Here is a 20,235-nt window from a genome sequence, read left to right as displayed (position 1 = left end):
CGGGCCTATAGCTCAGACGGTTAGAGCGCTTCCCTGATAAGGAAGAGGTCACTGGTTCAAGTCCAGTTAGGCCCACGGTTGATCTTCTATCTAGTTGGAGAAAACCATGAAGAAACTAGCTCTTGTGGCGTCGCTTGCGGTCGTCGGTCTTACGGTTGTCTGGCAGAAACGCAAGGCACATCGGGTGGATCACGCATTGTGGGCGGATGCGACTGACACGGTAGAATAGCAGTACCTTCGGGGGTATGGCGCAATTGGTAGCGCACCTGCTTTGCAAGCAGGGGGTTAGGGGTTCGAGTCCCCTTACCTCCACCGATGGGAGAAGGGTCAGGGCAGCAGTATCGCCTTGGCTCTTCTTCTATTTATTGGGTAGAGCGGCTCGAACCCTTTAGGTGGGCCCCCGCTGTGAGCGCCAGCGAGCAGTAGGGGATCGAGTCCCCCTTCTCCCACTTACCGAGGAGAGCGGCTCGAACCCCCCCGCTCAACGCGGTAGTCTCAGCGAGGATAGCCGTGGTCGTGCTGAACGCTGTTTACGACTCCACCCACAGCCAGAGATCAGGGTTGGGTTTGTGAGGGCGCCAGGGCCTGGAGTCTCCAACCTCCTCACTGAGATCGAGTTCGGCCCACTCATCCGGACTTAGCTCCCACGCTTCAATCTCTAATCGTTCCCCATGCTCTGGCGTCCTGTAGGGCGTGCGCCGGCCTGCGCGGCGCCGGGCCATGATTTCGAGTGGACCGCCTTTCGCGCCGCTCGGCACACGAAGGCGTGCGAACTCACCTGCTAGGTCGGCTCCGTCATAGACGTGGACCAGCCGTACCGTGCGGGGCCGCTCCCAGCCATAGTGTTCGCTGCTGCCGAGTCTCATCTGGCGGTGCGCCGGGCCCGCATCAGAACGACCGAGTCCATTTGGTCACCAAGGCTTCCGAAGATGATCTTGTCGCGACCGTAGGCGTAAACCTGGGTGCCGCGTGCCTTCCATCGCGCCTCGCTGGGTGCGCCGAGCAGCGCGACGACGTCGCAGGGTGTGGCCCTGGAGAGGTCGATGCCGTCGATCAGCGTCCTTGACAGCTCGCTGTCTGCGCTGGGGTGGATCACAACGCGGACGAGCTTGTCATTGAGGAAGCGGGCATCGAATCCCTCGCGAGGCGACTTGTGCATCTCGTGCCGTCGGCTCTTGCCCTCGCGAAAGGTCTCGACCTCGAGGGGTAGGGCGGTGAGTGCGAGTACGCGCGCCACGCGGTCATCATCGATCGGATGCCCGAGGGCCGCACGGATCAGGTCCACAGCACCGGTAGGTACGGGGGACGCTTCGTATTCGGCCTGGTGCCGTTGCAGTGCCTCGGCGAGCCTCCGATCCCGGTCCCGGTCGGCTGACGCCTGAGCTGATTGCCGTTGGGCTCGCTCCTCGTCGGCTCTGGCGCGAGCCTCGTCGTGGAGTGCTCTCGCCCTGCGGAGCCGCTCAGTTTCCTTTGTCTCGGTCAACGGGGGTGCCGTCACCGGCGTGAGGACGGCCTGCTCGAGATGTAAAGAGCGCAACAGTTCGAGGGCTGGCTCGCTGACCAGTAGTCCGCCTGCACTCATTTCGTTTACATAATCGTCACCGTCGCTGCGCGACCCGATGGGGACTAGTCGCTCCCATCGGTCGGGCAGTTCGTGCTCGTGGAGCATCAGATCCCATTGGGGATTCCAGGAGACGTGAACCGGCTCCAACCGGAAGCCGGTCAGTGGTGAAGCGCGCAACGCATCCGCCAGTCGCCCGGTGACAATCCAGTGGCCGGCCAGGTCGAGCAGGTCGTCACCGAGCCAGCCCTGGAACTCGACGTGTATCCCGTCACCGGCAGCTGGCCCAGACGTTGGCGTGGTCAGGACCGCCGATGCCTCGCCCTCAATGTGTGTATACACCGAACACCTCCCAGCTGAGCCTAGCTAGCTACCGACCGAACTGCCACCACGCGCCACACCGTGGGCCACGAAGGCCACGTGAACGGGGTCCCTTTCGGCGATATTGGGTAGAGCGGTTCGAACCCCTTAGGTGGGCCCCCGCTGTGAGCGCTAGCGAGCAGTAGGGGATCGAGTCCCCCTCTTCTGTGGCAACGACAGGCCAGACCTGTTTGGTTCTACGCGGCGCGGGACGTGCTGCCCGTGCCGTTATTCCGACGACTCTCCGTTGATGGCCGGTCGACAGGCGAGGCGAACGATACTAGCTGCTTCTTTCGAGCTTTGCCCAGCTAGAGCGCGCGCAGCCACTCGACAAGGTCCTTCAACGGCACGGCAGGGTGATGGCGCTTGACGAGCCGGGCCGCATTGATGAGTCCGTCCTCGTCGCGGAGACGCCGCACTTCATCGACATCCTCGAGTGACGACAGTGTGGCGGTGGTACCCCCGTAGTCTGCAACGTAGCGGTGCCGGAGACGCATTGCTGGAGCCAGCACAAAGGCGCCGACCGCAAAAATGAATGCGACAATCACCAGTATCCAGCCAGGTGCCATATCGCCGAGGATCAGGAGCCACACCCCGACGCAGAATGCGATGATGCCAAGGACGAGGCCCGCCCACTGGGCGAAGGAACTGGGGACATCCTTCAGCCGGGGCTGCGCTCGGTCGCTCTCGGTCATGCTCGCACTCTAATCCACTCGCATCTCTCTCGGGAAGAAATCGGAGATGAAGCCGGCCACGGGTCGTTCGCATCATTGCGTGGAAGAGCACTTGGCACGCATACGATCCAATCGCCACGCATCTCGGAGTCGCGCCGCCCGTGGACTCCAGGCACGTCGGGATAGTCGGTGGTAGCTGGGAGCATAGGGATATGGAATTTGCGGAGCAAAGCGAACCCGAGGTACTCGTCGTCGCTGATGCGGCAGCGTGGCGGGAGTGGCTTGACGATCACGAGGGCGTCTCGGACGGCATCTGGTTGCGCTTGGCGAAGAAGGGCGTGGTTACCCCGACATCATTGACGTACGCCGAGGCGCTGGAGGAAGCCCTGTGCAGTGGCTGGATTGATGGCCAGCGCAAGAGCCACGACGAGACGACGTTTCGCCAGCGTTTCACGCCGCGGCGTGCCCGCTCGATGTGGTCGAAGCGGAACGTGGACCATGTCGCCCGGTTACTTGAGCAGGGGCGGATGCGTGCGCGGGGGCTGAGCGAGGTCGAAGCGGCCGAAGGCGACGGCCGGTGGGACCGTGCCTACGCGGGAGCGGCGTCAGCTGCGGTTCCCGATGATCTGGTTGCGGCGCTCGAGGCCAGAGCCGGGGCGTGGCAACGATTTACAGCACTCGGTGGGCAGGAGCGTTACGCGATACTGCATCAGTTGATGACCGCACCCAATGACCAGACCCGCGCTCGACGGCTCGAACGTTTCGTCGAACAACTCAGCGACAGCGAGCAAGGCTGACCCATTCGGTGCCCTCCCCGTCGGGTAGCCGCACCTTCGATCAGCTCATCGATCCGGCACAAGCTGTACGGCTCAGTGCTGGTGCCACGTGAATGCTTCAAACGGCGGGTCCAGCTCGGCCCGGGTCATCCGGTTGGCTGCCGTGGACAGCGTGTAGGTGCCCAGCCCTAGGACGACGTCGAGTGCGGAGCGCGAGGTATATCCGGCGCCGAGGAATGCGGCCAGCTCCTGATCGGAGACATCCCCATTTTTGTCCATTACCTGCAGGGTGAACTGGCGCATCGCCTCCAGTCGCCCATCGGATAGCGGCGCGGCCTTCCGCAGTGCCGAAATCAGCTCGGGATCGGTCCCGGACTTGGCCAGCATCGCCGAGTGCATCGCCACGCAGTAGTGGCATTCAACGCGAGTAGCGATGGTGAGAATCAGCACCTCGCGTTCAAGCCGGCTCAGCGAGCACTTGTTGAAGATGCCATTCAGGGTGAGGAAGCCCTCGAGCAGTTCGGGTGATTCGGCCATCAGGCCAACCGGCCTTGGCACGAAGCCAAAGCTCTTCTCGGCGGCCTGGACACGACCCCGAGCCTGCTCGGGCGCGTTCTCGGATGTGTACGGGGTGAAGACAGCGGCAGTGGACATGGAGACTCCTAATTAGACAACCGAGTTGACTAGTTAACTCTGAGCCGCCGTCGGCCCGAAGTCAACCCCTGTCGCCTTTCCAGCGTTTGGCACAATCTGGGTTATGGTGCTCGCGGTAACTCGCACCGGCTGGCTTGATAGGAGCATGACCATGATCCCCTCTCGCACGGGTTACGAGCTGCCGTTCCTGCTGCTGGGCGCATTCCGGCGAATGATTGATGAACTGCACCGCGAGCTCGCCAATGCGGGCCACCCCGACCTGAGGCCTGTGCACGCCGTCGCCATGCAGACGATCGCGGACTCCGGCAGTCAGGTTAACGAGATGGCAGCAAGCGTGGGAGTCAGCAAGCAGGCGATGGCTAAGACGGTCGCGAAGCTTGAGGAATTGGGATACGTCCGGCGGACAGTCAATCGCGCAGATCGTCGGGCGCGGGTCGTGAGCCTGACCGAACGGGGAACGAACGCTCTCGCATGTTCCGGGGAGATCCTGGTTTCGCTGGCCCAGGCGTACGCGGACAGCGTCGGCGAGGCAGACCTGCTGACTACCACCGATGTACTCCGGAAGGTTCGAGGCGATGCTCCCGCCTTCGAACAACTGATCCGCTGGTTTGGTGATGACTGACCGGAACGAGTTGGGGGGCCGCCGCGTTTGTCCTTGTCAGCACGGATTCGCTTCGCGGGGCAGACACTAGCAGGTGCCTGATGCCAGGCGTACCTTCTGGTCGGGCACCGTGCGGTCGCGTTGCGCGCAATGATCGCCCCTGGCGAGTAGAAGCCCTGGCGCCTGTATCGGGGTGACAGCTGAATCGGCTGCATGGCCGAGAGGACCGGGTGGATGCACCGGGGAGCGTGACTCACCTGATTTTGCACGAGCACCTACTGCACTCCTCCCGGCTCGCAGTCGGCCTCTCATTGCACTTTCAGTTTCGCTAGGTATTATTGCGTTTATTGCGTTTATCACAATAAGAGAAGGATTCGGTGCAACCATGGCTTCGCAGTCCGCTTCCCCGGTGTTCCCGCAGAACAATGATTCCGAGATTGCTCGAGACGCGCTGGTTAGACTCCGTGAGTTCTACAACCGTCACTCCGATGATGAAGGCCCGATAGATCTCGCCGTCGAGGGTGGCGAACATGTCACAGTTCCAAAAGGGGCCGTTGAGATGATGATGCGAGTTCTTGCGAAGATGGCTGCCGGCGAAGGTGTAACGATAGTACCTAGTCATGCTGAGCTGACGACGCAGCAAGCTGCGAACATGCTAAATGTATCGCGTCCGCATCTGATCAAGCTCCTCCAGCAAGGCAAGATAGATTTCAAAATGGTGGGAACGCACAGACGCGTACGCGCAGATTCGTTGCGGAAGTATCTCCGCGCGGATGACTCTAAGCGGCGGGATGCCGCCGATGAACTAACGGCATTGAGTCAGGAGATGGGTCTTCTGTAAGTGTCGTTCAACGTAATCTACGACGCTAACGTCCTGTATCCAAACGTGCTGCGCGACCTGTTGATTCGGGTCGCGCAGGCCGGCTTGGTGCAGGCACGTTGGACTGACGAGATACTAGATGAGACATTTCGAAGTCTTAAATTGAACCGTCCGGACCTCGACAGCAGTAGGTTGGACCGAACACGCCGTCTTATGTGTGAGTCTGTCCGAGACTGCTTGGTGTCCGACTACAGCGCGTTGGAACGACTGTTTGATCTTCCCGATCCGGATGACAGGCATGTCGTTGCTGCTGCAGTCAAGTCACACTCCCAGATCATCGTGACGTATAACCTAAGAGACTTTCCGCAGAGCGCACTAGACATATGGGGCCTTGAGGCCAAACATCCTGACGCGTTCCTTATTGACCAGTTTCATCTGGACTCGCTGACACTACATACCGCTGTCTCACGCATCGCAGATTCCACGAAGTCACCCCCTTTGGATGTTGGCGACATACTGGACAGGCTAGAGGATCTGGACCTCATCGAGACAGCATCGGCACTCCGTCGGTAGCCGCGAACAACCTGATCTCCTGTTGGCTTTGTTCCCTTTCGGGGGCTGTCGACAATTGCTGAGGCTGACCGGCCAGTAACCCAAGGGATCTCACCGTCTGGACTGATTTCAGCAGCGTTTTCGGGCCAGCCTCAGCAATTGTCGTCGGCAATCGCAATCGCAGCCGCAGTCGCCGTAACGATTTGATCGACCCACCCCGGAAGCACTGAACCCGGAAGCACTGCACACGGAAGCACTGAGCCGAGAAACAGCTGAGGCGGGACCGGCGAACTGAATCGCCGATCCCGCCTCAGGTGTTGTGAAAGGTTACTTCTTACCCTTGTCACCCGCGATGTTCGTCACCGTGGTCGCGTTCTTGTTCGTCGCCGGAATGGAAGCCTCTTTCGGCGCGCTCGTCGCCGTATTAGGCTTCACTGCTGAAGTGTCAGCCGAGTCGTCGATCGTCTCACCGGCCTTGTGCTTGGACGGGCTACCGGCCTCGCTGAGCTTGTCCTTGGCGGCTGCCGCGGTCTCCTTGACCTTGTCAGCAGCGTTTCCTGCTGCGTCCTTGGCCGCTTCGGCAGCCTGCTTTGCCTTATCGGCAGGGGACGTGCCGGTTGAACTCACCGGCCGGGCATCCGCGGGACGGTTGCTCAGCGGCGTCGACCAGGGGTCTTCGACCGGCTGTGACTTCTTCCAGGCCACGACAGCCGCGGCGATGCCACCTGCGATCAGGCTGAACCACACCCACTTACCCTTGCCGCCGGAACGGGAGGTCTTCTTCTCGAGCCGCTTGCCAGCCTTGGCGACAGCCTTCTGGGCCTTCTTGATCGCCTTGCTGTCGCCAGTGAGGTTGGCGGCGACGAGTTCGAGCTGTTCGGGGATGGTGAATCGCGAGACGGCTGTTCCGGCCGCAGCTGCCGCCGTGCCGACCTTTTCGGAAAGCCGCGGAAGGTAGTCGCCCGTAATTTTCTGTCCGGCTGCTTCGATCCTCGGCCCGGACCGATCTACAACATCCTGAATCCGGGGGGCGGCGTAGGCGATGCCGGCCTCGACCCGCGGAGCGGCTGCCTTAACGCCCTTCTCCAGGCGGGGAGCCGCCCATTCCTTGACACCACGAGCCGTTTCCCGCGCGCTATCGACGGTTCCGTCCAGGCGGTCCTGGATGCGTGCCTGCTGCTTACGTGCCTCAGCTTCTAAAGTCTTGACTTTTTTCTTTGACATGCCAACCTCCATCGTGGTGGTGCTTGTGGTAACCATCCTGCCTGTTATGCACTCTAGCGGTACAACGGGGTAGCGAAAAGTCTGGTTCCGCGAGGTCAATTCCCGCCATTTCGCCCCAGAAGCGGGACGAGATGAAGACCGAAGTCTATGCGATCGAAGTGTGTTCACGGTTGGCGTATGCGAAAATTGAACAATGACTGCACAAGCGACGCAAACCGCAATCTTGCACACCAACCACGGCGACATCAAGGTTGACCTCTATGGCAACCATGCGCCGAAGACCGTTCGGAACTTCGTCGAGCTGGCGAAGGGCGAGAAAGAATGGGTCAACCCGCAGACCGGGACGCCGACCACTGACAAGTTCTACGAGAACATGATCTTCCACCGGATCATCCCGAACTTCATGATCCAGGGCGGCTGCCCAAACGGGGACGGGCGCGGCGGACCGGGTTACGTTTTCGACGACGAGATCCACCCGGAACTTGGCTTCACCGAGCCCTACGTTTTCGCGATGGCGAATGCCGGCAAGCAGATGGGCCACGGCACCAACGGCTCGCAGTTCTTCATCACCACCGGCCCGACCGAATGGCTGCAGGGCAAGCACACCATCTTCGGCGGTGTGAGCGACGATGAGTCGCGCAAGATCGTTGACGAGCTCAACGACGTCAAGACCGGGGCCGGCGACCGCCCGGTGGAAGACGTGCGACTGATCAGTGTCGACATCGAGGACGCTGCATGACCTCAGGGCCCTATGGGTCACAGGGCACACCCGCGGAGGCCAATCCGCCGGTGTGCCCTCGTCATACTGACCGGATTTCCTACGTTCGCTGCCAACGGTGCGAACGCCCGACCTGCCCCGAGTGCCAGCGGCCGGCAGCGGTCGGCATCCTGTGCGTGAGTTGCGTCGCGGAGCAAGCCGCGCACTCTCGCGAGGCGAAGACCGTCTTCGGCGCGCAGGTGCGCCAGGGCCGTCCGATTGTCACCCTGAGCATCATCGCGATCACGCTCGCCGTGTTCCTGCTGCAGTTCATTCCGGGCATCGATATCACCGATCGCCTGTTGTACGCGCCGGCGTTGACCTTGGTCGAGCCCTGGCGGTTGCTGACGGTGTCGCTGGTGCACTCCACCGGCTTCATTCTGCACGTTGGCCTCAACATGTACGGTCTATGGCTGTTCGGTCAATACCTGGAACCTGCGCTGGGACGTTGGCGTTTCCTCATCCTCTACCTGGTCAGCGCGATAGGCGGCTCAGTCGGCGTGATGGCGCTGGCCGACCCGAACGTCGCCGGCTCGTGGTATCAGCCTGTGGTCGGCGCATCCGGAGCGATTTTCGGGTTGTTCGGCGCAATGTTCGTCATTCAGCGCAGACTCGGCGGACCGGTTAGGCAGATCCTGGTGCTGATCGCGATCAACGCCGTGATCGGATTTGTGGTCCCGGGGATAGCCTGGCAGGCCCACCTGGGCGGCCTGATCACCGGTGCCTTGGCCGCGGCGGTGCTCGCCTACGCTCCGCGGAAAAACCGCACCGCCTTCCAGATCGGCGGAATCGCCGCGGTGTTCCTCCTGCTCGGCGCGGCGATAGCGGCGAAGACCGCCCTGGTTCCAGTCACCGCCCCGCTGATCCTCGGCCTATAACTTCTTCCGAGTTATCCACAGGATTCGTCCACATGGGGAGAAGTTACACACATGTAATTCCACAGCTGTGAATAACTTTTGGCCCGGGTTTCGGACCGGCACTCCGGGACATGCCGCCCGGGGGGCGTAGCGTCACACCGGCTTGGCACCGTCTTCCGCTAGCGCTTTCGATCGATGAAAAGCTCGATGCCGTCGAGAATTCGTTCGAGCCCGAACCTGAAGGACAGCTCTGGGTCGCTGACCGCGTCATAAGCCTCGCCGGCGCTCTGGCCCACCCGTCCGGAGATCGGGTAATGCGTGCCCGCCATTATCCGCTCCAGGATCGGGCTGTTGATCTCCCACCACTGACGATCCGAGATGCCGGACTGTTCCTGAGTGCGACGTGCGTCGATGTCGGCCCTGGCGGCGGTAGCGGCGAAACCGGTGACCAGTGTGACGATCTGGTCCATGTCGATGTCGCCCAGGCCGATCCCCTCGATCGCTGCCAGCTGCCATTCGTATCGGTCTGAGATGTGCGGTCCGATCCACGGCCGGGCCAGGTTCGCCTGCAGCAGCCACGGATGCCGGTGGAACTCATCCCAGTCCAGCCGGGCGATCGCCGTTAGGCGCTCTCGAACGGAGCCTTGGTGTGGCGACAGGGTCTGCTCACCGATTACCTGATCGACCATCAAGCCGATCAACTCAGCCCTGCCCGGGACGTAGGTGTAGAGCGTCATGACCCCCAGCCGAAGTTCCTCGGCAACCTTGCGCATGGAAAACGTGTCAAGGCCTTCGGCGTCCGCAATCGCGATTGCCGCCGTTACTATCTCATCGACCGACACCTTTTGCTTTGGTCCGCGCGAGCCCTGACGGCCCCCGAGCAGCTTGCGCCATAGCAGGGTCAGGGTGCGGTCGGTCTGCTCGGGAAGCGTGGCGTCGTCTGGCATCTTTCAAGTCTACTTCGTTCGGTGTACGATGATCCGTATCCTCTAATTCCGTAAGGGCTACGAAGTAAGGAGAATCATGTCACCCTCCTATGCCGTGGACGCGCTCGGTCTGCAAAAAAGATACGGCGACGTGCAGGCGCTGGACGGCTTCGATCTCGCCATCCGCGCGGGGTCCATTCATGGCCTGCTCGGCCCGAACGGCGCCGGGAAGAGTACTGGCGTGAAGGCGCTCACCACCCTGATCGAGCTCGACGGGGGACGCGCCACGGTTGCCGGGCACGACGTGCGAACGGAGGCGCCGCAGGTGCGCCGGAACATCGGGCTGGTCGGGCAGAGCGCCGCCCTCGACGAGGTCCTGACCGGGCGGGAGAACCTGGTGATGTTCGGTCGGCTGCTCGACCTGGGGAAGCGGGACGCCCAGCGCCGCGCCGACGAGCTACTGGAGACGTTCGACCTCACGGATGCGTCGGGTCGGCCAGTGTCCACCTACTCCGGCGGGATGCGCCGCAGGCTCGACATCGCCGTCGGCCTGATCCTGGCGGCTGCGGTGCTCTTCCTGGACGAACCCACGACCGGCCTGGACCCCCGGGCGCGCAACGAGGTCTGGGCCAGCATCCGAGCCGTGGCCGCCAGTGGAACTACAGTCCTGCTGACCACGCAGTACCTTGACGAGGCCGACCAACTCGCCGATCGGATCTCTGTGATGAACCACGGGAAGGTGGTTGCCGACGACCCGCCCGAGGTGCTCAAGAAGCAGCTGGGCGGCGATCGGGTGGTGATAGCGCTGGCGGACAGCGAACAGCTGGAGCGGACCGCCGCGGCGATGTCGGGTGGGCTGAGCTCTCCGGTCTCGATCGACACGGAGTCCCGCACGCTCACCGTCGAGGTTCCCTCCGGTACCGCGGCGCTGGCGGCCGTGGTGCGTGTTCTGGATGCGCAGCATGTCCAACCGGAGGACGTTTTACTGCGCCGGCCAACGCTCGACGAGGTCTTCCTCGCGCTGACGGACAAGCTGACGGACAAGGAGACACGGTGATGACAGCACGCACAATCGACGGATCCCGGCCGCTGGCCACGCTCCGCCAGGGCTGGATCATCACTCAACGGGACCTGCTGCACTGGGTGCGGCAGCCTTGGACTCCGATCTTCGGCCTGATGTTCTCCATCATGTTGCTGCTGATGTTCGGCTTTCTATTCGGCGGCGCGATCGAGGTTCCCGGCGGCGGCGGGTACATCAGCTTCCTGCTGCCCGGCATGTTCGCGCTTGCGATGATGTTCGGGCTGGAGGCCACAATGTCCGCCGTTGCGGCCGACGCGCGGAAGGGGATCACGGACCGATTCCGATCGATGCCGATGAGCAGCGCCGCCGTCGCACTGGGGCGTGCCGGGGCCGACATGGCGAACTCGGTGCTCGAACTGACCGTGCTGCTTGTCGGTGGCCTGTTGATCGGCTGGCAGGTCACCGGCGGCCCGGGCGGGGCGGCGCTCGCCATCGTCCTGCTGCTATGGCTCCGCTTCGCCTTGTTGTGGGTCGGGATCTTCCTCGGGTTGGTCCTGCGTGGAGAGGGCGCCACGATGGCGGTGCAGGTGCTTGTCTGGCCGATCGGCTTCTTGTCCAACGTCTTCGTTGCGCCGGCAACCATGCCGGCCTGGCTCGCTCCGGTCGCGGAGTGGAACCCGATCTCGGCCACGGCGCTGGCGGCGCGGCAGCTCTTCGGCAACCCCACCGGATCCGACGGTAGCTGGGCCGCGGAAAACGCCGTCCTGCTCGCCGTGGCCTGGCCGCTGGTGATCACGCTGGTGTTCATTCCCATGACTGCCCGTGCCTATCGGCGGCTGCGCAGCTAGCGATGCGTGTTGCCGGCCAAAGCGCCGGTGCAGCAAAGAAGTAGGGGCCTCGCTCTGTGAACTGGTCACTGCGCGAGGCCCCTACTTAGATCGTCTTTACTGCCGCTCCAGGTCGTTACCGCCAGCGGGTGGACATGCCAAAGCCAACGATAATGATGGCGAAGCCGGCCAGCAGGTTCCAGTTACCCCAGCTTTCGACCGGGAAGGCGCCCTGTGAAACGTAGAAGGTAATGATCCAGGCGAGTCCGAGTAACAGGATGCCGAGCATTACCGGCAGGAACCACCGGGCGTTAGGCTTGGTAGACGTGGAGGCGGTCGGCGCTGTATACGCTGACTTCTTCCTCGTTTTGGACTCAGGCACGTCCGACTCCTCACACTGTACGTAAACGGACTTCCCCTGATTCTACTGGCAAAAGGGCAATCGAGCGAAAGGGAGCGGGTGGCAAAACTCTGGAAGCTTCCTGCATCGCGCCTCGGAGTGATGTCGGTCCTCGTCCTCTGTGGCCTGATGTTGGTCACCAGCATCAGGCTTTCCGCCGGAACCGAGCTGCGATCAGAGGATACCGATTTCGCCGACCTCATCCGCGGCCAGTCCCAGCAGGCCAATGAACTCAGCGCTGAGATAGGCGATCTGCAGGCGGAAGTCGACGCACTGACTGCGAAGGAAGCCGTCCGCGATGATGACGTCGCCACCGCGCAGCAACAGTCGGCAGAGCTGGAGACGGCGTCAGGGTTGAGCGACGCCTCCGGGCCCGGGTTGACCGTCACACTGGATGATGCGCCGCGTGAGCGCGCCCAGCCCGACGGTGTCTCGCCCAATGATCTGGTCATTCATCAACAGGATGTGCAGTCCGTGGTGAACGCCTTGTGGGCCGGTGGGGCCGAGGCCGTTTCGATTCAGGGCCAGCGACTCATCACGACATCAGCCGTGCGTTGCGTCGGCAATACCCTACGACTGAATGGCCGGGTATATTCACCGCCCTATAAGATTAGCGCCGTGGGCAGCCAGGGCAGTCTGAGAAGCGCGCTGGACGCTTCACGGGAGATCGACATCTACCTGCAGTACGTAGATCTGGTAGGGCTTGGATGGTCTGTGCAGAATCACTCCGATTTGAAAATGCAACCGTATGAAGGCGGACTCGAATTGCGCTATGCGAAGGTCGCCGGGTAAATGACGGAGCAGGACGCGTTCCCCACACGTCGCCAGCTGCGCGAGCAGGAAAAGGCCCGGCTGGCTAGTCAGGCCGATTCCAGTTCCCCGGCACCGGAGCAATCGCCGCCCGGATCCGATTCTCAGCCACCCGAATGGCCGATGCACGACGTGCCCCAGCCGCCGTCAGCCAGGCCTGCCGGGGGGCCCTCGCAACGGATTCCGACCGATACGCCACAGGGCTATCCGGTCGAGCCCAGTTCACGGGTCAGGGCCCAACCGCGTATGGACGAGTATCAGGAAGCCGACAGCCAGGCTCCTGGCTACCCCGCGCATCCGCCCGAGACCGCGCCGGCAGCGCAGGACTCGGGCACGGGTGAGCTGCCGTTACTTGAGCTGTTTTCCGACCACGGCTCAGGTACAGACGACCGCGGCTCACGTTCCGACGATCCGCGCGAGTCCGACTATTCGGACCAGGGATCGGGCGGGTCCGGCGTTGGACCACCGCCAGCCAAAGCCGGTAGGCGGCAGCCGGAGCCACTTGGCTTCGTGCGTGGCACCATCCGAGGTTTCGGCGAACTCTGCATAACCCTGGGCGTCGTGCTCCTGATGTTCGTGGCCTGGCAGCTTGTCTGGACGGATCTCGACGCTAACCGGGAGAACGAAGAAATTGCCCGCAACCTGACCGACGACTGGTCCGGTGGTGAGGAGCCTAAACCTCCGTCAGATCCGGACACTCCCGTGATAGGTGACGTGCCGGCGGAAAACACGGCGTTCGGCATCGTCTACATCCCCCGCTTCGGCGACGACTACTACCGCACGATGGCGGAGGGCGTTTCACTGGAGCCGGTGCTGAACCGGATGGGCCTCGGCCGATACCCCGATAGCGCCCTCCCCGGCGAGGTCGGCAATTTCGCCGTCGCCGGCCATCGGGTCACCTTTGGCAAGCCGCTGAATCAGATTGCGGAGTTCCGGCCCGGCGACGATATCGTCGTGCAGACCAAGGAAGGCTATTACACCTACACGTTCAGGAACTTCGACATCGTGACCCCGGATAAGGTGGAGGTCCTCGAGGACGTGCCAGCGATGCCTGACGTTAAGGCAAAGGACCGGATCATGACGCTGACCGCATGCAATCCGATGTTCTCCGCCCGGGAACGTTACATTGCCTACGCCGAGATGACGGACTGGCGTCCTGCCGCAGATGGCCCGCCGGACACAATCGCGGACAGTAAGGCATACAAGAAGAACAACAAGGAGGGCAGCTGATGTACGCCTGGCTGTGGAACCATTTGCCGGGCCGTTGGCCTGTCCGTGTCCTGCTCTGTGCGGTTCTCTTCGTGGCCGCGACTCTCGCCCTGATGGAGTGGGTGTTCCCGGAAATCGCGCCCTATATGCCCTTCAACGATGCAACGCTCGATGACGCCGGAGCTTCCTGATGGCCGAGACAACTCAACCAGACGTCCATTTTGCCGAGGCGAGCGAATCGTCGTCTGCCGACGGGCCGCGCATTCTGGTGATCGATAACTATGACAGCTTCGTGTACACGCTGGTCGGATACCTGCAGCAACTCGGTGCCAGGACGACCGTGGTTCGAAACGATGTCTTCGCTCCCGATGAACTCGAATCGAGCATCGCCGACATCGACGGTGTGCTGCTCTCACCGGGACCTGGCGTCCCGGCGGATTCCGGGATATGTCCCGACCTGATTCGGCTGTGCGCTGCGAGGTCGCTGACGCTGATGGGCGTGTGCCTCGGCCACCAGGCGATCGCCGAGGCTTACGGCGCTACCGTGACGCATTCTCCCGAGCTTATGCACGGAAAGACGAGTCTGGTCGTGCACGAGGACGCCGGACTGTTCGCCGGTCAGCCGAATCCGTTCACCGCAACTCGGTATCACTCGCTGGCCGTGGTTGACCAGACCATTGATGAAGACGAGTTCATCGTGACGGCCCGCACCGAGGGCGGTGTCGTGATGGGCATCCAGCACCGCAGGGCGCCACTGCATGGTGTGCAGTTCCACCCGGAGTCGGTTCTCACCGAGGGCGGATACCGGATGCTCGCCAACTGGTTGGAAACCGCCGGGTCGACTACGGCAGTGCAGACATCGGAGGGCATGACGCCGTTGGTGCGTGGATCGGTCACCGTGTCCTGACGGTTGTTATCCGGCAGACGGTCGGCGAAACATCGCACAGCGGTTAGGCCTCTCCTCTTTCGACCCCCTTCACGACCCATCGTGCAGCTATGGTGGGTTCCGCCTAAGTCGAAGCCGCCAGATCTGCCCGAAAGGTTCCCGGCTTTAGCCCGCGTGGGCTGAATGGACAGCAGTTATGGTGTCGATGTGGCCGACAGCCCAGTCTCCCAGCGGCTCCAGCGCAGCCAAGAGCTGCACGCCGGCGGGTGTAAGCGAGTACTCCACGCGGGGCGGGACCTCGTTGAAGCTTCTGCGATTGACTACTCCGTGCTCTTCAAGCTCACGCAGCTGCTGCGTCAGGACCTTCTGCGAGACGCGTGCCAGATTGCGGTGCAGCGCATTGAACCGTTGGGGACTTTCATGCAACTCCCAGAGGATCAACGGCTTCCATTTTCCGCCCACCACGTCCATTGCGGCATCGAGTCCGCAAGTGAAGGGCCCGTAGTCTGTGCTGTCCATTACTTCCTTTCAGGTAAGTACGTACTTTTAAGTAGGTACTTCCCATGTAGATCATATGCCTCAAGACTAGGGCTATGACGAACGCACAACAAGCAACCAAGGCAGCAGGGGTCAGGGAATGGTCAGGTCTCGCCGTTCTTGCGCTGCCCACGCTGCTGCTATCCCTTGACATCACTGTGCTCCACCTCGGTGTTCCCCACATCAGCGCTGCGCTGGAGCCGACCAGTACGCAGCTTCTATGGATTGTCGACATCTACGGGTTCGTCATCGCAGGGCTTCTTGTCACCATGGGGTCACTCGGCGACCGGATAGGACGACGCAAGCTTCTGTTGATTGGCGCTGTTGCTTTTGGCGCTGCGTCAGTGGCTGCGGCTTTTTCAACCACGGCGGAGATGCTGATTGTCAGCCGCGCACTCATGGGTATCGCCGGTGCCACGCTGATGCCCTCGACGTTGGCGCTCATCAGCAACATGTTCCGTGATGGTCAGCAGCGTGGCCTTGCGATAGGCATCTGGGCTACCATGTTCTCCGCTGGAATTGCCCTCGGGCCTATTGTGGGTGGCGCGATGCTGGAGCACTTCTGGTGGGGATCGGTGTTCCTACTGGGCGTGCCTGTCATGATCCTGCTGATTGCTGCCGGTCCTGCGCTGCTGCCCGAGTTCCGAGACGCGACGGCGGGCCTCCCGGACGTGCCGAGCGTCCTGCTGGCCATAGGCACCATGTTTGCCGTCACTTTCGGAATCAAGGAGGCGGCGAGCCATGGCCTCACCTGGGTTGCAGCAGGTTCGGTTGTTCTTGGCCTCATGCTGGGCGTTGCCTTTGTTCGGCGTCAGGACCGGGTTGCGAATCCGCTGCTGGACCTCGGATTGTTCGGGAACCGGTACTTCAGGGTGGCGTTGGCCGTACTCTTCATCAGTACGGCTGCGGTGGGCGGAATTTACCTGTTCCTGACCCAGTACTTCCAGCTTGTCGCCGGCCGATCGCCGCTAGTCTCGGGTCTGCTGCTCCTTCCCGCTGCAGTGGCTTTGATTATCGCCTCGCTTGCAGCGCCGATCCTGGCACGGCGGTTCCCACCAGGGCTTGTGGTGTCCGCCGCCCTCGCGATATCGGCTGCGGGATACGTTGTCGTTGCCCAGGTCGACGGCAATGCCGACATGCCGCTCGCGGTTCTTGGCTTCGTTCTGGTCTACGCAGGAGGAGGACCGGTCACTGCACTGGGTACGAATCTTGTGCTGGGTGCTGCTCCCCCGGAGAAGGCCGGTGCGGCATCCGCCCTCAGCGAGACGAGCACGGAGCTGGGGGTGAGCCTCGGGGTGGCGGTGTTGGGAAGTGTAGGCGCCATCATTTACCGACTCGGAATGTCCGGGGCACCTTCAGAGCAGATACGCGAAACGCTGGCCGGCGCGATCAGCCAGGGCACTCCGGCGATTGTTTCTGACGCCATCACCGCTTTCAGCAACGGGTTCAACGCTGCGGCGTGGATCTGCGCTGGCCTGCTGGCTTTCAGCTCACTCCTGGCGGCTTTGTCCCTGGGTCGAACCAGGGGGTCCGGCGGCGACACCGACACCCCGGTGGGTGCGCAGATAACGACCCTCTGAGCGCGACGGCCGCCGGCGGGCTCGCTGCTGAAGGTCGCCGAACCGCTACGCCGACCCTGCAAAAGGCGAGCCCCCGCGCCCCCGCTATCGACCGGGTCAGCTGCTGGCGGCCTTTACGAAGTCGGCACAGCGCTCGCCGATCATCATCGTCGTGATGTTCGGATTCACAGTCGTCAGCTCCGGCATCACCGAAGCATCCGCTACCCGCAGACCGGTTACTCCCTTGACTCGCAGCTCCGGGTCGAGCGGCGAATGGGAGTCATCGGCAGCTCCCATCCGCACGCTGCCAGCGGGGTGATACACAGTGTTGTGAGTTTTGCGGATGTAGTCTGTGATCTCCTCATCCGACTGCACCTCCGGCCCGGGGTAGAGCTCCTGGCCTGCCCAGTCGGCCATCGCGGGCTGGCTCACAATCTCCCTGGCCAGCTTGATTCCGGCAACCATGACGCGCATATCGTGCGGATCGGTGAAGTAGCGCGGATCGACCCTAGGCTTGTCCCTGGAATCAATGCTGCGCAGGCGGACGGTACCGCGGGATCTGGCGTGAGTCACATTAGGGGTCAGGCAAAAACCGTTCTCCGTGGATGGATATCCCTGCCGGACAGTGTGCATGTCGAAGGGTACCGAACCGTAATGGAACATCAGGTCCGGTCGGTCCAGCCCCTCCTCTGTTGTGGAGAAGATGCCGATTTCCCACCACTGCGTGGAGATCTGCGTCATCGGCTGCTTCGCTTCCCACTGGATGACGCCCTCGGGGTGGTCCTGAAGATTCGAGCCGACACCCGGCGAGTCGACCAGAACGTCGATGCCAATCTCCTGCAGGTGCTCGGCCGGACCGATTCCGGAAAGCATCAGCAACTTCGGGGAATCGATGGCGCCGGCAGAGAGCACGACTTCGCGGTTGGCTGCAATGGTGCGGGTGTGAAACAGGTCCCGGTCCAGCACGTCGACGCCTGTGCAGCGCTGGTTAGCGTCGAAATTCAGCTTTTTAGCCCGGATGCCGGTGAGCAGGGTGAAATTCGGCCTCTCCAGGATCGGATGGAGGTAGCTGACGGACGATGATGACCGCACTCCGTCCTCGCGGACATTGATCTGAAAGAAGTTGGCACCCTTGGTGATGGTGTTGCCGTCGTTGAACTGCACTCGCGGGATGCCGATCGACTCGCAGGCATCGAGCAGGGCGACACCGCAGTTGTCCACGGGCGGTACCTGCCGGAGGTGGACCGGACCGTCGTGCCCGTGGTCATCGCCGGCCTGATCGTTGTTCTCCAGTCGCTTGAAGACCGGGAAGCAGTTTTCCGCCTCCCAGCCGACCGCACCCATTGCCGCCCACTCGTCGAGGTCTTCCCTGGGGGCCCAGAAGGCGATGCAGGAGTTGTGCGAGGAGCAGCCACCAAGCACCTTGGCACGTGCATGGCGCATGAACGAGTTTCCGTTTTCCTGCGGCTCGACCTGGTAGTCCCAGTCGTAACCTGATTCCAGCAGTTCCATCCAGCGGCTGACCTGCAGGATGGCGTCGTCGTCGACGTCCGATGGACCGGCTTCGATCAGGGCAACGCTGACATCCGGGTCCTCGCTCAGCCGGGCGGCCACGGCGGCGCCTGCAGAGCCGCCGCCAATTACCACGTAGTCATAGTTTTCTGGCATCGGTAATTCTTCCTTTCCTCATGTTCAGGACGGATGCGCGGGTTAGTCTGCGTGCGGGGGAAACCAGTTTGTGACCGCTGGGCGCAGGTTCTGGTAAATGTGCTTCGCTTCCTGATACTCCGCGAGTCCCGACGGGCCCAGTTCGCGACCGACGCCGGACTGGCCGAATCCGCCCCACTCGGCCTGCGGCAGATATGGGTGGTAGTCGTTGATCCAGATCGTGCCGTGGCGCAGCCGGCCGGCGACGCGCTGGCACTTTCCGGCGTCCTGACTCCAGACCGCGCCGGCGAGGCCGTAGTTCGTGTCGTTGGCGATCTCGATGGCTTCCTCCTCGGTGCGGAAGGTCTCTACGGTGACGACCGGCCCGAAGCCCTCTTCGACGACCGGTGTGCTACCCCGGCGTACGTTGTCCAGCACGGTGGGCAGGTAGTAGTAGCCGGATTCCAGCTCTCCCTTGCCCCACTCGCCGCCGCAACGCAGTTCGGCGCCCTCCGCGATCGCCTGCTTGACGTACGCCGTGACCTTGTCCCGATGTGCCGCAGAGATCAACGGGCCCGTTTCGGCCTGTTCGTCGAACGGACCGCCGAGCCGGATCTGGCTGGCCCGACGGGTGAGTTCGTCGACGAACCGGTCGTGGATGGATTCCTCGACAAGCAGTCGCGCGCCCGCCGAGCAGACCTGACCGGAGTCCACGAAAGCTGCGTTGAGGGCGTTGTCCAGCGCTGCTTCGAAGTCCGCATCGGCGAAAACGACATTCGGGTTCTTGCCGCCGAGCTCCAGGGCGACCTTCTTGACGGTGGCGGCTGCGCTCGCTGCGATCGTCTTGCCACTGGCGAGCCCACCGGTGAAGGAGACCAGGTCGACATCAGGATGTTCGGAGAGCGGTGCCCCGGCGACGGCGCCTGCGCCGAGCACGAGGTTCGCGACACCTGCGGGAAGGCCGGCCTGGGTGAGCAGATCCATTGTCAGAATGGCGGTGTGTGGGGTGAGTTCGCTGGGTTTCAGCATGAAGGTATTTCCGGCGGCCAGGGCAGGCGCGATCTTCCAGGCGGCCTGTAGCAGCGGATAGTTCCACGGAGTGATCAGTCCACAGACGCCGACCGGTTCGTAAACTATGCGGCTGAGCACATCGTTGCTGCCGGCATCCACCAATCGTCCGGCGTCCTGTCCGGCGAGTTTGCCGAAGTAGCTGAAGCAGTTTGCGATGTCGTCCATGTCGATTTGGCTTTCGACAAAACGCTTTCCGGTATCCAGTGATTCGGCGCGGGCAAACTCATCCTTGCGCTCGCGCAGGAGCTCGGCGACTTTCAATAGCAGGTCGCCGCGCTCCGGTCCCGGGGTGGCAGACCAGCTGCCCGCGTCGAACGCATGGCGTGCCGCCGCAATCGCCCGGTGGACATCCTCGGTCCCGGCCTCAGAGACGGTGGCGACGAACTCGCCGTTCGCCGGGCAGTGGATGTCACGGGTTCCGCCTGCGGTCGCAGGCACCCACTCGCCATCGATGAACAGACTTGCTGGTGAGCTCATTGCTCCTCCTTCTTTGTGGAACTGGGAGA

At 62.5% G+C, this 20,235-nt stretch carries 23 protein-coding genes and 2 tRNA genes; 16 read left to right on the top strand and 9 right to left on the bottom strand.

Going from position 1 to position 20,235, the window contains the following annotated elements:
- Position 1: 1 nt before the first annotated feature.
- The 3 genes from LWF01_RS17055 (at position 2) to LWF01_RS17045 (ending at position 312) form a co-directional block, all read left to right on the top strand.
- Positions 2–75: transfer RNA gene (locus LWF01_RS17055), tRNA-Ile, on the top strand.
- Positions 76–106: 31 nt separating this feature from the next.
- On the top strand, positions 107–229 hold the full coding sequence (locus LWF01_RS17050; protein ID WP_349638567.1) for a DLW-39 family protein: 123 nt from the start codon (positions 107–109) through the stop codon (positions 227–229).
- Between the two features lie 10 nt (positions 230–239).
- Positions 240–312, top strand: a tRNA-Ala gene (locus tag LWF01_RS17045).
- A gap of 550 nt (positions 313–862) precedes the next feature.
- On the opposite strand, the gene LWF01_RS17040 is transcribed toward LWF01_RS17045, so the two are convergent.
- Both LWF01_RS17040 and LWF01_RS17035 read right to left on the bottom strand, forming a co-directional pair.
- Positions 863–1,903, bottom strand: a complete 1,041-nt coding sequence (locus tag LWF01_RS17040; RefSeq protein ID WP_349638566.1) for a hypothetical protein — start codon at positions 1,901–1,903, stop codon at positions 863–865.
- Between the two features lie 326 nt (positions 1,904–2,229).
- On the bottom strand, positions 2,230–2,616 hold the full coding sequence (locus LWF01_RS17035) for a hypothetical protein (protein WP_349638565.1): 387 nt from the start codon (positions 2,614–2,616) through the stop codon (positions 2,230–2,232).
- Positions 2,617–2,807: 191 nt separating this feature from the next.
- Here LWF01_RS17035 and LWF01_RS17030 point away from each other — a divergent pair, with 191 nt between their 5' ends.
- Positions 2,808–3,392 (top strand): YdeI/OmpD-associated family protein, encoded by a 585-nt coding sequence (locus tag LWF01_RS17030; RefSeq protein WP_349638564.1) that lies wholly within the window; start codon positions 2,808–2,810, stop codon positions 3,390–3,392.
- A 72-nt stretch (positions 3,393–3,464) separates the two neighbouring features.
- Here LWF01_RS17030 and LWF01_RS17025 read toward each other — a convergent pair whose 3' ends face one another.
- Positions 3,465–4,025, bottom strand: a complete 561-nt coding sequence (locus LWF01_RS17025) for a carboxymuconolactone decarboxylase family protein (RefSeq protein ID WP_349638563.1) — start codon at positions 4,023–4,025, stop codon at positions 3,465–3,467.
- A 151-nt stretch (positions 4,026–4,176) separates the two neighbouring features.
- Between LWF01_RS17025 and LWF01_RS17020 the strand changes: the two genes are divergently transcribed.
- The 3 genes from LWF01_RS17020 (at position 4,177) to LWF01_RS19290 (ending at position 6,019) form a co-directional block, all read left to right on the top strand.
- Entirely contained in the window at positions 4,177–4,647 is a 471-nt protein-coding gene (locus tag LWF01_RS17020; protein WP_349638562.1) for a MarR family winged helix-turn-helix transcriptional regulator, read from the top strand.
- Positions 4,648–5,011: 364 nt separating this feature from the next.
- Positions 5,012–5,467, top strand: a complete 456-nt coding sequence (locus LWF01_RS17015) for an excisionase family DNA-binding protein (RefSeq protein WP_349638561.1) — start codon at positions 5,012–5,014, stop codon at positions 5,465–5,467.
- A complete protein-coding gene (locus LWF01_RS19290) occupies positions 5,468–6,019 on the top strand; it encodes a PIN domain-containing protein (RefSeq protein WP_432761972.1) in 552 nt (183 codons plus the stop codon).
- Between the two features lie 306 nt (positions 6,020–6,325).
- On the opposite strand, the gene LWF01_RS17010 is transcribed toward LWF01_RS19290, so the two are convergent.
- A complete protein-coding gene (locus LWF01_RS17010) occupies positions 6,326–7,222 on the bottom strand; it encodes a hypothetical protein (protein ID WP_349638560.1) in 897 nt (298 codons plus the stop codon).
- 193 nt (positions 7,223–7,415) lie between these two features.
- Between LWF01_RS17010 and LWF01_RS17005 the strand changes: the two genes are divergently transcribed.
- Both LWF01_RS17005 and LWF01_RS17000 read left to right on the top strand, forming a co-directional pair.
- Positions 7,416–7,961, top strand: a complete 546-nt coding sequence (locus LWF01_RS17005) for a peptidylprolyl isomerase (RefSeq protein WP_349638559.1) — start codon at positions 7,416–7,418, stop codon at positions 7,959–7,961.
- Complete coding sequence (locus tag LWF01_RS17000) at positions 7,958–8,857, top strand: rhomboid family intramembrane serine protease (protein ID WP_349638558.1); 900 nt, start codon at positions 7,958–7,960, stop codon at positions 8,855–8,857. The genes LWF01_RS17005 and LWF01_RS17000 overlap by 4 nt, the downstream gene beginning before the upstream one ends.
- 158 nt (positions 8,858–9,015) lie before the next feature.
- Here the strand turns inward: LWF01_RS17000 and LWF01_RS16995 are convergent, their stop codons facing one another.
- Complete coding sequence (locus tag LWF01_RS16995; protein WP_349638557.1) at positions 9,016–9,783, bottom strand: TetR/AcrR family transcriptional regulator; 768 nt, start codon at positions 9,781–9,783, stop codon at positions 9,016–9,018.
- Between the two features lie 76 nt (positions 9,784–9,859).
- Between LWF01_RS16995 and LWF01_RS16990 the strand changes: the two genes are divergently transcribed.
- Positions 9,860–10,819 (top strand): ATP-binding cassette domain-containing protein, encoded by a 960-nt coding sequence (locus LWF01_RS16990; RefSeq protein WP_349638556.1) that lies wholly within the window; start codon positions 9,860–9,862, stop codon positions 10,817–10,819.
- On the top strand, positions 10,819–11,631 hold the full coding sequence (locus tag LWF01_RS16985; RefSeq protein WP_349638555.1) for an ABC transporter permease: 813 nt from the start codon (positions 10,819–10,821) through the stop codon (positions 11,629–11,631). The genes LWF01_RS16990 and LWF01_RS16985 overlap by 1 nt, the downstream gene beginning before the upstream one ends.
- A gap of 115 nt (positions 11,632–11,746) precedes the next feature.
- Here LWF01_RS16985 and LWF01_RS16980 read toward each other — a convergent pair whose 3' ends face one another.
- Positions 11,747–11,992, bottom strand: a complete 246-nt coding sequence (locus LWF01_RS16980) for a cell division protein CrgA (RefSeq protein ID WP_349638554.1) — start codon at positions 11,990–11,992, stop codon at positions 11,747–11,749.
- 78 nt (positions 11,993–12,070) lie between these two features.
- On the opposite strand from LWF01_RS16980, the gene LWF01_RS16975 reads away from it, so the two are divergent.
- The 4 genes from LWF01_RS16975 to LWF01_RS16960 are packed head-to-tail and all read left to right on the top strand — an operon-like array spanning position 12,071 to position 14,936.
- Positions 12,071–12,802 carry a DUF881 domain-containing protein gene (locus tag LWF01_RS16975; RefSeq protein ID WP_349638553.1) on the top strand — a complete coding sequence of 244 codons (732 nt, stop codon included), beginning with the start codon at positions 12,071–12,073 and terminating at the stop codon, positions 12,800–12,802.
- Complete coding sequence (locus tag LWF01_RS16970; protein WP_349638552.1) at positions 12,803–14,050, top strand: class E sortase; 1,248 nt, start codon at positions 12,803–12,805, stop codon at positions 14,048–14,050.
- A complete protein-coding gene (locus LWF01_RS16965) occupies positions 14,050–14,220 on the top strand; it encodes a hypothetical protein (RefSeq protein ID WP_349638551.1) in 171 nt (56 codons plus the stop codon). The genes LWF01_RS16970 and LWF01_RS16965 overlap by 1 nt, the downstream gene beginning before the upstream one ends.
- Positions 14,220–14,936, top strand: a complete 717-nt coding sequence (locus LWF01_RS16960; RefSeq protein ID WP_349638550.1) for an anthranilate synthase component II — start codon at positions 14,220–14,222, stop codon at positions 14,934–14,936. Before LWF01_RS16965 ends, LWF01_RS16960 begins: the two co-directional genes overlap by 1 nt.
- Positions 14,937–15,080: 144 nt before the next feature.
- On the opposite strand, the gene LWF01_RS16955 is transcribed toward LWF01_RS16960, so the two are convergent.
- Complete coding sequence (locus tag LWF01_RS16955) at positions 15,081–15,434, bottom strand: winged helix-turn-helix transcriptional regulator (protein WP_349638549.1); 354 nt, start codon at positions 15,432–15,434, stop codon at positions 15,081–15,083.
- A 74-nt stretch (positions 15,435–15,508) separates the two neighbouring features.
- On the opposite strand from LWF01_RS16955, the gene LWF01_RS16950 reads away from it, so the two are divergent.
- Positions 15,509–17,032 carry an MFS transporter gene (locus tag LWF01_RS16950; RefSeq protein ID WP_349638548.1) on the top strand — a complete coding sequence of 508 codons (1,524 nt, stop codon included), beginning with the start codon at positions 15,509–15,511 and terminating at the stop codon, positions 17,030–17,032.
- A 96-nt stretch (positions 17,033–17,128) separates the two neighbouring features.
- Here LWF01_RS16950 and LWF01_RS16945 read toward each other — a convergent pair whose 3' ends face one another.
- Together LWF01_RS16945 and LWF01_RS16940 are read right to left on the bottom strand one after the other, a co-directional pair.
- The gene (locus LWF01_RS16945; protein WP_349638547.1) at positions 17,129–18,679 is read right to left on the bottom strand and encodes a GMC family oxidoreductase; all 1,551 of its coding nucleotides are present in this window, start codon (positions 18,677–18,679) and stop codon (positions 17,129–17,131) included.
- A 42-nt stretch (positions 18,680–18,721) separates the two neighbouring features.
- Positions 18,722–20,206, bottom strand: a complete 1,485-nt coding sequence (locus LWF01_RS16940) for an aldehyde dehydrogenase family protein (RefSeq protein WP_349638546.1) — start codon at positions 20,204–20,206, stop codon at positions 18,722–18,724.
- Positions 20,207–20,235 lie beyond the last annotated feature (29 nt).

This window comes from Saxibacter everestensis, assembly GCF_025787225.1.
GTDB lineage: Bacteria > Actinomycetota > Actinomycetes > Actinomycetales > Brevibacteriaceae > Saxibacter > Saxibacter everestensis.
Note: the sequence above shows the minus strand (reverse complement) of the source record. Positions and strands in the feature narration are given on the sequence as shown.